The organism is Neobacillus camarae, from assembly GCF_054950115.1.
Genome location: NZ_JBUCKX010000001.1, coordinates 1,398,145 through 1,411,873, shown reverse-complemented (window position 1 = coordinate 1,411,873; position 13,729 = coordinate 1,398,145). Strand labels below are relative to the sequence as shown.

Sequence of the window (13,729 nt, the reverse complement as noted above, 5' to 3'; positions counted from 1 at the left end):
GATTTATTTTGGGTGTTACGTTAAGCAAAGGGCAAAAGGTCGATTTAACCAAAACCAACCCTGGATTACAAAATGTTGTCGTTGGATTGGGCTGGAATATCGGCAACATTGGTTCTAATTTTGATTTGGATGCATCCGCATTTTTATTAGGGCCAAACGGCAAAGTTCAAAGTGACCAGGATTTTGTGTTTTATAACAATCCTTCTGGTGGCAGCGGGGCAATTATATACAGCGGGGATAACCGCGTCGGTTCGGGGGTACGGGACGATGAGCAAATCCGTATTGACTTACAACGGGTGCCGGCCCACATACACCGTGTAGCCTTTACGATCACCATACACGATGCCCAAGTTAAAGGGCAAAGCTTCGGGCAAATTTCTGATTCTTATGTTAGGATTTTCAACGAAATAACCAATGAGGAATTGTTAAGATTTAACTTAGGCAGGGATTTCACGGTTGAAACAGCCATTGTTGCTGCAGAATTGTATCGCCATAATGGGGAATGGAAGTTTAACGCCATTGCCAGTGGCTTTCAGGGAGGATTAGCTGCTTTATGCCGGAATTTTGGTATCGATGTGGATGACCCACCGGCCAATCCTACACCACAGCAACAGCCATATCAAAACAATACGGCTTCCCACCAAAGCCATTCTTTTCAACAACAAACACAGCAACAACCATCCTGGCAAGCGAATCAAAACCATTATGACCCTTACAGGCAAAGCCAAACCAACCAGACAGCCTACCAGCAGCAACAGCCAATCCATTTGCAGCCCGATTCTTCTTATCAGCAGCCTGCCTATGGATACCCGACAACCGCCTTTCCTTCTGCTTCAAGTTCTCCCCATTCTTATGGTGGAGATGATATTGTCTGTCCACGCTGCCATTCCACCAATGTACGCACAGGAAAAAAAGGGTTTGGTTTAGGAAAGGCGGCCATTGGCGGATTAATACTGGGACCCGTCGGTTTGCTTGGAGGGTTTATCGGGCAAAACCAGCTAAAATTTACTTGTAATAGCTGCGGCAGTACTTGGTCGCCATCTCAAACGGACTATGCGGAGTGGGCCAACAATCAAAAGCGTAGAGCGCAGGAATTATTCAATCGCTATAAAAGCCAGGATGTCTTGGATGCCGTGGTAGCCGCATGCGCATTAGTGTCTATGGCTGATGGCTACTTGGATGCCTCTGAGCGCCAAAAGATGATGGACTTTATCCATCAGAGTGAAGAACTGCGGGTGTTTGATACGAACAAGGTGGTTCAAAAGTTTAACTTGTACATTTCCAAACTGCAAAATGACCGGATGCTTGGACGGGCTGATGCCTTTAAGGCGCTTGGAGCCATCAGGAACAAACCTGAAATAGCCAGATTGGTGGCCCGTTATTGCATTGCCATTGGTTATGCGGATGGAAATTTTGACCATAATGAAAAACAAATGGTATCAGATATCTGCCGGGAGCTTGGGTTAAATCCTGCTGAATTTTTATCATAAGTAAAAAGAGGCTGAAATTTTCAGCCTCTTTTACATTCTTGCACTATTAGAATTCTTATCTCTTCTTTGAGGATTGTGCAGCTCAAGGGCGCTTGCGCTTTTCCTATTTCCAAACTCGTTTATTCTCGGCCCGGATTGTGATTCCTTTGGCATCCAGTCTTTCCAAGAATGGAATGATATATTTTCTGGATAAATCCAGTATATCCTTGGCCTCTCCCACTTCAAAGTCAGAACCGGTCTTAACTTTTAGCTTTGAGACAGCTTCTTTAAAGATTTCCTCGTGATAGGCAAACTGGTCATCTAGCAGGACAATTTGACCAGTGTCCTCAAAGAACCGTTTGAAATCACCCACTAGCTGCTCCGGTATACCCGCAGACGAGAAGTAGTCCTTTAAATAACGGACCTTTAAACCGTCACTCTTTAAAGCAATCAGCAGGTTCTCAGCCCGTTTTGCCCAACTGTTTGGAACATGTGGAATAAATTCCTCTAAGGAAACAAATTGTTCCCTTCGTTTAAATACCCGATTTTCGATTGCGTTTTCGATTACAAAATCTAGAAGCGGCTTGGGAAACTTACTCTGCATGGCTTGAATCAGTTCGGCTTTATTAACCCCTGGTTTCATCGAGTTTCGAAGATGGAAATCCTGCAGTCGGTCATAAATATCTTCTTCAATAGAATGAATTAATTCCTTTAGCGTGTATTCTTTTCCGTTAAATAAAACAAAATCTTCCGTTGTCAGCTGTGAGGTTAAAGTAGCTTCATCAAGTGCCGTCCGTTTTAATAATTCGTTTACCGGCAAGCTTTTAGCTTCCAGTAATGCAGCGGTAATCCGTTCTTTGGGCGTACCTACCTTTTTCTTTTCTAATTCCTCAATGGTTTGGCTGCCAAACCGGTACTTATTTCCCCGTGGGTCGATTACCCAGCCGCCGCCAATGGTTTCCTGAGGACTTGGCCGGCGTAAAATAAACCGGTCGCCCCGCTTTGTCAGGATCTCCTCTTCCAGCCGAAGTTGGCAAAGGATTTCCCCGCCTTCTTCTTTTACTTCGTTCCTGTCAAAGAAAACAATCCGGCCCATCACCTCTGATGTGCCAATATGCAGCTTAATCGGCATCCTCTGCTTAATGATATGCTCCAAGTCATCAACCAAGCGAACCGCCACATCAATGATTTTGGTGACGATAAAATGCTCAGACGAGACAAGAACATCTCCCCGTTCCAGCTGTTCTTTTGCCACTCCCGACAAATTGATGGCTGCCCGCTGGCCGGCAAAAGCCTTGACAGCCGGTTTGTGATGAACCTGTATTTGCCTTGCCCGGACCTCAAGTCCCTTCGGCATGATTTTTAATGCCTGTCCTTCTTCAACCGTTCCTTCATAGACAGTCCCGCGGACCACAGTCCCTTGCCCTTTAACAGTAAATACTTGGTCAATCGGTAACCGGAATGGTCCCTTTGCATCTCGCATTTCCTGTTCTTTGAGCTTTGCAATGATAAGGTCCCTTATTGGGTCAATGCCTTTTTTCGAGAGACTATCCACTAAAACAAACGGGGAGTTTTCAAATACCGACCCTTTTAGCTCCTCCAGAATCTCATCTTTGACTAGTTCAATAAACTCTTCATCCACCCGGTCGATTTTGGTGATTGCTATAATCCCATTCTTCACGCCCAGAAACTTTAAAATTTCCAGATGCTCGCGCGTCTGCGGCATGACTCCCTCATCGGCCGCCACCACCAGCACCACTAAATCGATCCCTGCCACACCCGCAATCATCTGGCGGATGAACCGCTCATGTCCGGGAACATCAATGACGGATATTTGAATCTCCTCATCTTCATAGAGGGGCGCAAAACCAAGTTCTATTGAAATTTGCCGTTCTTTCTCTTCTTTCAAACGGTCTGTATCCACATTTGTTAACGCCTTCGTCAGCGAAGTTTTTCCATGGTCAATATGACCCGCCATTCCAATTGTAAAATATCTTTTTTCCAAGCTTGCCACCTTCTTTAACGGTCTTCCTCTTAACTGTAGCTTGATTGGCCGGAATGTTCAAGTGTCCAATTTCAAACAGATAGGAGTGCGCCATAGGCACCGGAGAACTCCCCGTTGCTCAAAAACGCCGGCGCCAATCCAAACATGACCAAATAATTTTCTAATGTTGTCCTTAACAATGGATTATCCAGTAAAGTACTGCCTATCAGGACAATATCTTTTACTTGGTGAAGAGCAGCTGCCTGCAACGTTAATAGGACGATGGTTTCGGCAATCATATTGGTGAGGGCGGCCATGCGGTCGGCTTCGGAATGCTTTACCTTGAAAGCCTTCGCGAAGTTGGCAGCCGTTAATTCCCCATTAATAGGCGGCTCGTCTGACTCATAAATATCCTTCACCAACAAATCGAGGTTTCCCTTTGTACCATTGCCAGCGAGTTTTGTCAGCTGGTGATAGTCCTGAGTTTGGGCCAGCAAGGAACCCAGGCCAACGAATGTCCCTCCGCCAAGTCCGCTGCCGAGTATCCGTTCATAGGTTTCCCCATTTACTACATGCCAGGAAGTCCCCGTTCCTATATTGATTAAAAGGAAGGAATCGATCGAATTATTCTCCTGGGCTAAAAAAAAGCGGGCCCCTTCACATGTGGCTTGAAATTCTGGAACGATGACCGCTTCCGGAAAATAAGTTTTTTGCAGGATGTGGGCTTTTCCGCCAGTTATCGCAGCTTGGATATCCAATCCCGCAGTCTTCAACCAGCCAATTGCTTCATCCGCTTTTTCTATAGGAAATTTTTTGTAGTGAATTCGGTTGTTTTCTTCATAAGCAATTTTTAAAAGGGATCCTCCAGCATCTAATCCTGCTTTTACTTTTGACATGTCCATCACTCCTGGGATATTTGTCATATCCATACTTTTTTTGACATTTATAGTTCATTTCCTGCTTGTAGTTTCACTATTCTTCCACAATCACATGGTTCCAAGCATTTTAATGTGTGATATCTTGGTAGAAAAGACATGTTAGAGAGAGATGAAATTATGAAAAGAGCTCTTATAACTGCGATGGCATTCGGTATGATGTTATCTGCCTGTCAAAATACCGGACCTCATGCAAATAAATCCAAGAAGGCAGATGCAAAAACGGTCCAAAAAACTGTTCAAGTCGGTACGACCTTTCCCTATCCGAACCTTTTGGCTGAAAAGGAAGGAACCTATTCTTTGCTTGTGATTGGAGAGGAAGAAACCGATGTGCCGATTGAGCAAAACGAACAGATTACTTCATCTGTAAAAAATATCCTTAGTTTACCGGAACACGAAATGGCTGAAAAGATATACCCTAAGCTGTCTATACTTAAAAGCACAACCTATCTGTTATTTGATCAGAAAGGGCTCATTCATGAATCAGGGAATTTAGAAAATTTAACTGCGTATCTTCAAACTCGTCATTGAACTACACAGCGGAAAATAAGAAGCCCCATCTTTTCCATAAATAAGATGGAGTGCCGCTTCCGGATACAGATCCACTTCCATTAATTTTTCCTTTTTTCAAAATGACTGATATAAACACCTGGAGCCACTTCGCTATCAGCCAAAAACCTAAATTGGTTTTTTTTATATAGATTTTTAGCTGGGAGGTTCTCCTTCCCGGTTGAAACAAGAATGACCTCCCTATCGGGTTGTTCAGTTTCAACTGCAGCCAGGAGCCTTTGGGCTATTCCTTTTCGAAAATGGCTGGGATGAACCACCATCCTGCATATGGTTAATGATGGTCCATCGATTGTATAGGAAACAGCGCCTGCAAGTGTTCCCCCCTCAAAAAATCCAAGGAAAGTTTCACCGCATTCCATAAATTCCGTCAACGTCTCTCTTAAAGGGGGTATCCCGTAAAAGTCAATTAGCTTTGCTTCCACCAAATAGGCTTCGCGCTGCAAGTCATACAACCTTTTTACTAACCCCTTATCCTGAAAATCAATTTTTTCAATCATTTAATCCGTCCCCTATTTTGATTTAAAAATCTTTCCAGGTAAAATCAATTGATAATACCCCAACTTTTTCATCCTCTTGAATATATGGATCCAAGACGGCAAGATATGGATTTCGGAAGCAAACCAAATTTTTATGGTACCCGAACTTTTTGCATACCTCCGGCCTCGCGGAATATATGCCGCATTTATCATTTTCGACATCGTAAAAGATACAGGTGCCGTGAAACCTTGTCTGCGTTTCAAGCCGGCTGCGTAGTCTCGACGGCATTGATTTTACCTTCTTTTTCATTTTTGCAAGCTCTTTGGCTGTAATGGAGACAGGGCCGCAGCATAATCCCTTGCAGCCCTTGCACGGTAATTGTTCCATAAGTTCACCTGCTTTATTAATCCATACAAATTTTATCCATGATTCCAACCGCTGCCGGAATTATAAAGAAACTTTTTCCAAGCTTTCATGATAGTAAACGCCCTTGGACCGTTGGCAAACCAGGAATACCAAGAGGACACTTGAACAAAAAATCAGAGTCGAGGCAGCGATCATGCTGTAACGGAGTGGCAGAAGTTCCCCAGAGAAACCGATCAGCAAGACAAACCCGATCTGCAGAATGCTTTGAACGGTGCCAAATACACTTGAAATTCTCCCCATAATTTCCACCGGTACATTATTTTGATAAAACGTCACTAAACCAGTATTAGAGTAGGAATTAAAGAAACCTAAAATCATAAAACCAATCGCCACCGATAAGAAGGAGGTAGAGAAGGCGTAAATGAGATAACCAGTGGCCACCATGACGTATCCTAGTCCGAGTAATAGTCTTATAGATAACTTCCTGGCAAAAAAGGATATAGTCGACGAGCCCGCCAGAAACCCAAGACCTGTAATGCTGACCAGCAATCCGTAGTCTGTTTCGGATAACCCAACTACCTTTTCAATAAAGACAACTTCTTGTGCGTCCATCCCTAACGCGATAATCCAAAAAAATTGGCCAAGGAAAAAAACAAGCGCGATGTAAAAATGGTTTCGTGAATACGATATGACTTGTTTCCAATCATCCATTAGCAATTTAATCGTAATCGCTTTGGGAAGATTCTCAGGCTTTTCCACGTTCGGCAGGACATACAGCATGTAAGCTGAAACCAAAAACGATACCGCATTAATCCAAATAGCCACATTGGCGGATGTAACTAAGAGAAGGGCACCCGCAATCGCAGGTCCTACCACTAATGCACCCGATGTGACAAAACTCCGTAACGAATTAAACTGTTTGCGGTTTTCCGCGGTGATTAAACTAGTAATATACGTAACAGAGGCCGGTTCAAAGAAAGCTTTAGCAGCCGATAAAAAAAACAAACACACATAAATGATCCAGACGGAAGGAAGAAACGGAATTAAGGCGACTAACAGAGCCCGTATCAAATCCGTCATAATCATCAATTGGCGCTTATTTGCCCTATCGATGATACTGCCTGACCAAAACTTGGTTAAAATAGCCGCGATGGGGCCAATAATCCACAACCCGGCCACCGCTGCGGCAGAACCGGTTAAATTCAAAATAAAAATATTGATAGCTATAATATAAATGAAATCACCTAATGAGGAAACCCCTACCCCCAACAATAACAAAAAGGAATTTCTCTTATTTATCAAATCAGTGGCTGCCTGCAATTTAAACCCTCTTTCATTGTTGTAATATGGTAAGCCCAAATAGATTCTTACATGCCTTCTAACGTTACAATTCTATGAAGATATTATTACATAATTAAGGCTTTATTTAAATTTCGTAAAGTTGGGAAATATTTAACCTATTTTACCTTGCTAGCGCTTGAATGAATTATATTGACTTTTCTGTATATTTTGAATACCATCGTGTCAAAGATCATTTAATCGTTTCATTAGGGGGAAGGAAATTGAAATTTGACGTGATTGTGGTGGGTGCCGGATTGGCAGGGCTGGCAGCCGTATCTGAGCTGGCCGCTGCCGGAAAAAAAGTCCTTCTATTGGACCAGGAACCGGAGGCATCACTTGGGGGACAGGCTTGGTGGTCGTTTGGCGGGCTGTTTTTGATTGATTCTCCCGAGCAGCGCCGAATGGGGATAAAAGATTCAAAAGAGCTTGCCTGGCAGGATTGGTTAGGGGCTGCAGGATTTGATCGTGAAACAGACGAAGATTATTGGGCAAAAAAATGGGCCGAAGCCTACGTGGACTTTGCAGCGGGTGAAAAACGCCAATGGTTATACGATATGGGTGTCCGTTTCTTTCCGGTTGTCGGCTGGGCCGAACGGGGAGGTTATCTTGCTGAGGGACATGGCAATTCCGTGCCGCGTTTTCATATCGTTTGGGGTACGGGTCCTGGTATCGTGAAACCGTTTGAGGAACAAACACGCAAAGCGATGGCGAATGGCCTTGTCGAGTATCGGCCGCGGCACCGGGTCAACGAATTAGTCACCCAAAACGGGGCCGTCATCGGTGTTAGGGGGGATATTCTCATCCCCAGTGATGCCGCCCGGGGAGAGTCCAGTTCGCGTGAAATGATAGGAATTTTTGAGTTTCAGGCACAGGCCGTCATCGTTACAAGCGGCGGCATTGGCGGTAATCATGAATTAATCCGGAATAACTGGCCATCAAGGCTGGGTTCTGCTCCAAACAACATGATTTCGGGTGTTCCCGAACATGTCGACGGACGGATGCTGGCAATCACAGAAAGGGCCGGGGGTAGAATCGTCAACCGCGATCGGATGTGGCATTATACAGAAGGCATTAAAAACTGGAATCCAATTTGGCCAATGCATGGAATACGGATTCTGCCAGGTCCGTCATCGCTTTGGCTTGATGCAAATGGAAAACGTTTTCCCACCCCGAACTTTCCGGGATTTGACACGCTTGGGACGTTAGAGGCGATTATGAAATCCGGATACGATTATTCGTGGTTTATTTTAACAGAAAAGATCATTGAAAAAGAATTCGCTCTTTCCGGTTCGGAACAAAATCCAGACTTAACAGGTAAAAGTATTAAAAAGGTTTTATCCAGGGTACTGCCAGGACCCACGGCACCAGTTAAAGCGTTTATGGAAAAAGGAGAGGATTTTATCATTGCCCAGACCTTGCCTGAGCTGGTATCAGGTATGAATAAGCTTACCGGAAACAATTTGCTTAATTTAGATGAAGTGGAACGGCAAATTCAAGCCAGGGACAGAGAGATTGACAATAAATTTTCGAAAGATTTGCAGATTACCGCCATGCGCGGCGCCAGAAATTATCTGGGAGACAAATTGATTCGTGTGGCCCCGCCGCATAAAATTTTGGACCCAAAGGCCGGTCCTTTGATAGCCGTCCGGTTAAACATCGTTACACGAAAAACGCTTGGCGGACTGCAAACCGATTTATCAGGCAAAGTGTTGAACACTTCCGGCAACCCCGTGCCCGGACTTTATGCCGCCGGCGAAGTGGCAGGTTTTGGCGGCGGCGGTGTTCATGGGTACCGCTCATTGGAAGGCACCTTCCTGGGCGGCTGCCTATTTTCCGGCCGCCAGGCAGGACGTGCCCTTGTTAAAGAATTAACATGATTCTTTCTGCGAAGTTTTACGATTCGAAAATAGAACTTAAACATCCGCAAATAGCGCTCAAGAATTCGTAAATAAATTTGGAAATTCTCAAATAGAAACAAAACAGGGCTTCCTTAAAGTGATAACTTTAAGAAGCCCTGTTCATTAATTGATAAATACAAACTCTGTCCTGCTTCCGGATTGACCCGCAATAACCTCCAGCCGAGCGTCGATCCGTTCCTTTAACTCGGGAACGTGGGATATGATTCCCACTAAGCGGCCGCTGCTTTGAATATCCATTAATGCCTCAATCGCTTGGTCGAGGGATTCGGGATCCAACGTTCCAAACCCTTCATCAATGAACATGGTCTCTAAAGAAACACCACCAGCGTAATTTTGCACGACATCGGCCAAGCCCAGTGCCAACGATAAAGATGCTTTAAAACTTTCCCCTCCGCTCAGAGTTTTGACATGGCGTTCCTGTCCGGTATATTGGTCAAAGACAAGCAATTCCAGACCGCTTTGGGCGTTCCCCTTCGACCGGTCGGTTTTCCTTAAAAGACGGAAACGTCCTGAAGTCATTTTCCTGAGCCGTCCATTCGCTTCTTGGAGGATATCATCCAGGAAGGAAGCCAACACATACCTTTCAAAGGTAATTTTAAAATTGTTGTCGCCTTTGGCAATCTTACTTAGATGTCCGATCAGATTGTATCTTTCCTCCAGCTGTTTAACCTTTTCATTCAACTCCTGGACGCGGTGATAAACGTCCTCATTGTTTTGCTTTTTAACGAGCAAATCTGTCCGTTGCTGGTTTAGTGATTCAAGTTCCAAATTCACCCTATCCAGTTCACTTCTCAAACCAGCGATATCCGGTATCTTTACATTTGCTAACCGTTCTGTCAGTTCCGCAAGCCGATCCGAGACCGACCGTAAATCCTCATAATAGCGGCGGATGTCTGCGCCCAGTTCTTGAATCGCAGCTTCGGAACGCTTGGAGCCATGATATTGCGTATAATTTTCAAAACCTTGTTCGGCTAACCGGTTTTTAAAAAGTTCGCGCTCTGCTTTTAGTTCTTGCTGCTTGGAGATAAAATGATTTTCTGCATCTTTCAATCTGGCAGTTTCAGCCGCGTGCTTTTCCTTCACGGCATTGAAATCCTTCTGGGCTTGTTCCAGCTGTTTGACCATTTTTTGATGGTTGAATTGCAATTGTGACAAGACTCTTTCATACTCCGCCTCGGAACGGAGATTTTCCGGAATCGAGCTCATCATCCGTTCAAGAAGGGTTTTCTTTTCTGTCACCTGTACCGTCAACTCAGTTATTTTTTTGGTCATCTCGGAAATCGCAATTTGGTAGTCAGCACTGGCATTCTCTGCTTTTTCAATCCGTTCTACAATTTGCCGAAGCTGATTTATTTTCAGCAATAGCTTTTCCTGTGTTTCCACCAGAGTGTGTTTGGCAGATGTAATTTCGGCCTTTACATAAGGAAGATCATGAACCGAAAAATCGTCACGGGATAGGAGAATTCCCTGCCGAATCTCCTCTAATGCATCTTTCTGGCGTTTTTCCTCCGCTTCGCATTGATAATAACTTTTTTCATCCGAGGATTTTGCGCTTTCCCACTTAGCGGCCTGGGCTTTTGCCGCTTTTAGATCCTCCTGGTTCGGAATCTGCCCGTCCATTTCCAAGGCCGGCGCTGGATGATGATTGGCCCCGCAGACCGGACACGGGTCACCCTCCTTTAACGTGGCAGCCAATACTGCAGCTTGTCCATGAAGCCAGTTTTTCTCAAGCTCCTCCATAAGAGCTTTGGCATCCATGAATCGGGCGAGACTATTTTCATACTTGTCTGCGGCTGCTTTTAATAACTGTTCTGCTTTTTGATGATGAGTGGACTTATCTTCAAATTTGGCCATGCGTTCCAGTTCTGCCTCGTATTTTTCAAGCATCGCTTTATTTTCTAGATAAGTAATTTTGCCTTTTTCAATTTCCTCTTTTTGCTGTCTTAATGACCTTAACTCCAGCTCATTTTGCTCAGATTTGAATTGCTGATCCCGATGTTTTGCATTGGCTGCATTTAAGGCCGCTTCGATTTGGGCAGTCTCCTTCTTCAGGGCCCCAAAAGAGTAGACATCCTCTTTCATGTTTTCTAGATTATTAATTTGCTCAAGGACCGCCTTCCGTTCACTTTCACGGTCCAGTTCAGACTGCAATCGATGTTCAAGCTGTTGAGATTGACCTTTCAGGTTGATTACATTGGCTTTTATGGCCTTCACATTTTCCTCTGCCAAGTCCATGTCCCGCTTCAAGCGGTGGCAAGCCTCTTCTTTGCTTTCCAAAAGCGCGGCCTTTTGGCCAAGCTGAACTTGCTTTTCTTTCTCGGCAAACAACGGTTGTTGTGATTCAAGTTCTGCTTTTTGGATTTCGAGTTCCTGCTTTTTCTGCAGCTGTTTCAGTGTTTCTTGGGCTTCCAGCAGCTTGGACGTTAGCCCTTCCTTGTCTGCGGCTTTTTGTTTGATCTCCTCTTCCTTTTGCGCAAGCCGCTCACCCATTACCTCAATTTCGTTTAATAACAACGGCATAATCAGGGCGTCGTTCAAACTCTCGGCATCCAGATAGGCTTGAAGCTCTTCATTATCCACTGTTTGAATCCGGCGAATTGCTTCATTTCTCAGTTGAACCTTATCGTCAACGGACTTTTTTAATTCCGACGCTTCTTCTTTTAGCTTTTCTTCTATGATTTTATATAGTTGGGTATGGAATAGCCGCTGTAAAATGACTTCTTTGTCTTTACTGTCTGAAGTCAGGAGTTTCCGGAATTCCCCTTGGGGAATCATGAGAATCTGACGGAATTGATTGGCATCAATCAACATGATCTCTTTTATCTTTTCCTCAACATCACTGATTTTGGTGGCCAACAGGTGCTTTTCGCCGTTTTCCATCACATAAAGTTCTGCTTTGGCCCCAATGGGTGTATATCCTTCCCCTTTATCTTTCTTTTTTAGCTGCTGCGGCGATCTGGTAATCGAGTACATTTTGTCCCGTAGTGCGAAATCGAGGGACACTTCCGTTAACAGGTCATCCTTGGCGAAATGGCTCCTTAGCTCAGGGCCATTGCGGTCTTCCCCACTCGCTTTCCCATAAATCGCATACGTAATTGCATCAAAAATCGTGGTTTTGCCGGAGCCGGTTTTGCCGGAAATCACAAACATTGTACGGTTACCCAGCACGGTAAAATCAATCGTTTCCGTTTCCGCATAAGGACCAAAAGCCTTCATGGTTAGTTTTAACGGTCTCATCTTACCACTTCCCCCCGCAACGCTTTTTCAATGATATCAATCATTGCCGATTTTTTTTCTTGGGAAAATTCGGCGGTTGTCATATCCGCGTAAAATTGTTCAAACAACTCTAGTTCTGACTTTTTTTCGTTTCGAATCGAGTTAAACGACTGCTTTTTCTTTAAGTCCGTTAGTTCAATTTTCCGTTCTAGGTGTAGGACGTTTGGATAGATTTGCCGCAATTTGTTGATTGGGTCGATGATTTCCCCTTCATCCAATAAGGTGATTTTTAAATAATCATGGACACGCTGCTTTTCATAGAATTGCGGATCCAATAATTCTTCCATAAATCCCTCAAGTTCACGCATGTCATGGGTTGGCCTGAGCAACCGCAGGCGGTGGGTAAAGCTGCCCTTCTCGTCCATTTCAATGATGGAGATGGACTTATTTTGCTTGGCTTCGGAAAATGAGTATTTTAAAAGAGATCCTGAATATTTTACTGTTTGATGACGTATGGCATCAGGGCTATGCAAATGGCCTAGTGCCGTATAGGAAAACGGCTCGAACAAATCCGCGCTCACGCATCCTGAGCCGCCCACTGATAACATCCTTTCAGAATCAGAGGTTTGGCCTCCCAAAACAAAGGCATGGCCAACCAAAATATTAGGTTCATCAGGATTGATATTTTCTTCTATTTTACCAATCAACGCCTTCATCGCTCCTTGATGGGAATGGATGGAATCATCATTCAAAAGCTGGCGGACAACACCGGGTTCCGCGTAAGGAAGCAGATAAAAATTGGCACCGTTCACCCTGACAGGTTCGAAGCCATCCGTTAATTTACCGGTTAAATAGAATTGACTATGCCTGTACCATGAGCTTCCAAATGAAAGCCGTTCCGCGCTGTCATGGTTCCCAGCAATGGCAATAATGGGAGTTTTTAGGATAACATTGATTTTAAAAAGAATTTCGTCCAGGAGATCTACTGCATCGGTAGGCGGTACTGACCGGTCATATAAGTCGCCAGCGATGACGACAGCGTCTGGCTTTTCCTCCGCAACAATGTCAACAAATTGCTCTAATGCCTCCCGTTGATTTTCTGTCATATAAACACCATGGACCAATTTGCCTAAATGCCAATCGGCTGTATGGATAAATTTCAAGGCACTCACCCCGTATCTAAACTTTTATACAATACTGTTATTATAGCAAAATATGAATCATAAATGGTTTGGAATTGATTTCTTCAAATAGGGGAAATTCGTAATTTAGTGGTTTGACAATGGTTAGTAGTGGCTATCGTTGTTACGAAAAAGAAGATTGGGTTTTGTCTTCAAGCGGCACCCTCGACGACACTTTTTCCAATTTCAACGGGAGTTTTGTCCTTAAGCGGCACTTCTTCTGGTTTACTAGTTATATTGTGTTTGAGAATCTTTCTTATCTACTTTTCTT

At 44.2% G+C, this 13,729-nt stretch carries 10 protein-coding genes; 3 read left to right on the top strand and 7 right to left on the bottom strand.

Going from position 1 to position 13,729, the window contains the following annotated elements; translation table 11 throughout:
• Positions 1-8: 8 nt before the first annotated feature.
• A complete protein-coding gene (locus tag ACY8D0_RS06410; protein WP_462409640.1) occupies positions 9-1,490 on the top strand; it encodes a TerD family protein in 1,482 nt (493 codons plus the stop codon).
• 103 nt (positions 1,491-1,593) lie between these two features.
• Here ACY8D0_RS06410 and selB read toward each other — a convergent pair whose 3' ends face one another.
• Both selB and coaW read right to left on the bottom strand, forming a co-directional pair.
• Positions 1,594-3,474: a selenocysteine-specific translation elongation factor gene (gene selB, locus ACY8D0_RS06405; protein WP_462409639.1), complete on the bottom strand. Its 1,881-nt coding sequence runs from the start codon at positions 3,472-3,474 to the stop codon at positions 1,594-1,596.
• Positions 3,475-3,545: 71 nt separating this feature from the next.
• Positions 3,546-4,349 (bottom strand): type II pantothenate kinase, encoded by an 804-nt coding sequence (coaW, locus tag ACY8D0_RS06400; RefSeq protein WP_462409638.1) that lies wholly within the window; start codon positions 4,347-4,349, stop codon positions 3,546-3,548.
• A gap of 159 nt (positions 4,350-4,508) precedes the next feature.
• On the opposite strand from coaW, the gene ACY8D0_RS06395 reads away from it, so the two are divergent.
• Positions 4,509-4,919 carry a hypothetical protein gene (locus ACY8D0_RS06395; protein ID WP_462409637.1) on the top strand — a complete coding sequence of 137 codons (411 nt, stop codon included), beginning with the start codon at positions 4,509-4,511 and terminating at the stop codon, positions 4,917-4,919.
• A gap of 80 nt (positions 4,920-4,999) precedes the next feature.
• On the opposite strand, the gene ACY8D0_RS06390 is transcribed toward ACY8D0_RS06395, so the two are convergent.
• The 3 genes from ACY8D0_RS06390 to ACY8D0_RS06380 are packed head-to-tail and all read right to left on the bottom strand — an operon-like array spanning position 5,000 to position 7,121.
• A complete protein-coding gene (locus ACY8D0_RS06390) occupies positions 5,000-5,455 on the bottom strand; it encodes a GNAT family N-acetyltransferase (protein WP_462409636.1) in 456 nt (151 codons plus the stop codon).
• A gap of 22 nt (positions 5,456-5,477) precedes the next feature.
• Positions 5,478-5,822 (bottom strand): YkgJ family cysteine cluster protein, encoded by a 345-nt coding sequence (locus tag ACY8D0_RS06385; protein ID WP_462409635.1) that lies wholly within the window; start codon positions 5,820-5,822, stop codon positions 5,478-5,480.
• A gap of 60 nt (positions 5,823-5,882) precedes the next feature.
• Positions 5,883-7,121 carry an MFS transporter gene (locus ACY8D0_RS06380; protein WP_462409634.1) on the bottom strand — a complete coding sequence of 413 codons (1,239 nt, stop codon included), beginning with the start codon at positions 7,119-7,121 and terminating at the stop codon, positions 5,883-5,885.
• 242 nt (positions 7,122-7,363) lie between these two features.
• Between ACY8D0_RS06380 and ACY8D0_RS06375 the strand changes: the two genes are divergently transcribed.
• Entirely contained in the window at positions 7,364-9,019 is a 1,656-nt protein-coding gene (locus tag ACY8D0_RS06375; RefSeq protein ID WP_462409633.1) for an FAD-binding dehydrogenase, read from the top strand.
• A gap of 144 nt (positions 9,020-9,163) precedes the next feature.
• Here ACY8D0_RS06375 and ACY8D0_RS06370 read toward each other — a convergent pair whose 3' ends face one another.
• Together ACY8D0_RS06370 and ACY8D0_RS06365 are read right to left on the bottom strand one after the other, a co-directional pair.
• The gene (locus ACY8D0_RS06370; RefSeq protein WP_462409632.1) at positions 9,164-12,298 is read right to left on the bottom strand and encodes an AAA family ATPase; all 3,135 of its coding nucleotides are present in this window, start codon (positions 12,296-12,298) and stop codon (positions 9,164-9,166) included.
• Positions 12,295-13,440, bottom strand: coding sequence for an exonuclease SbcCD subunit D (locus ACY8D0_RS06365; RefSeq protein ID WP_462409631.1), 1,146 nt, complete (start codon positions 13,438-13,440; stop codon positions 12,295-12,297). Before ACY8D0_RS06365 ends, ACY8D0_RS06370 begins: the two co-directional genes overlap by 4 nt.
• Positions 13,441-13,729 lie beyond the last annotated feature (289 nt).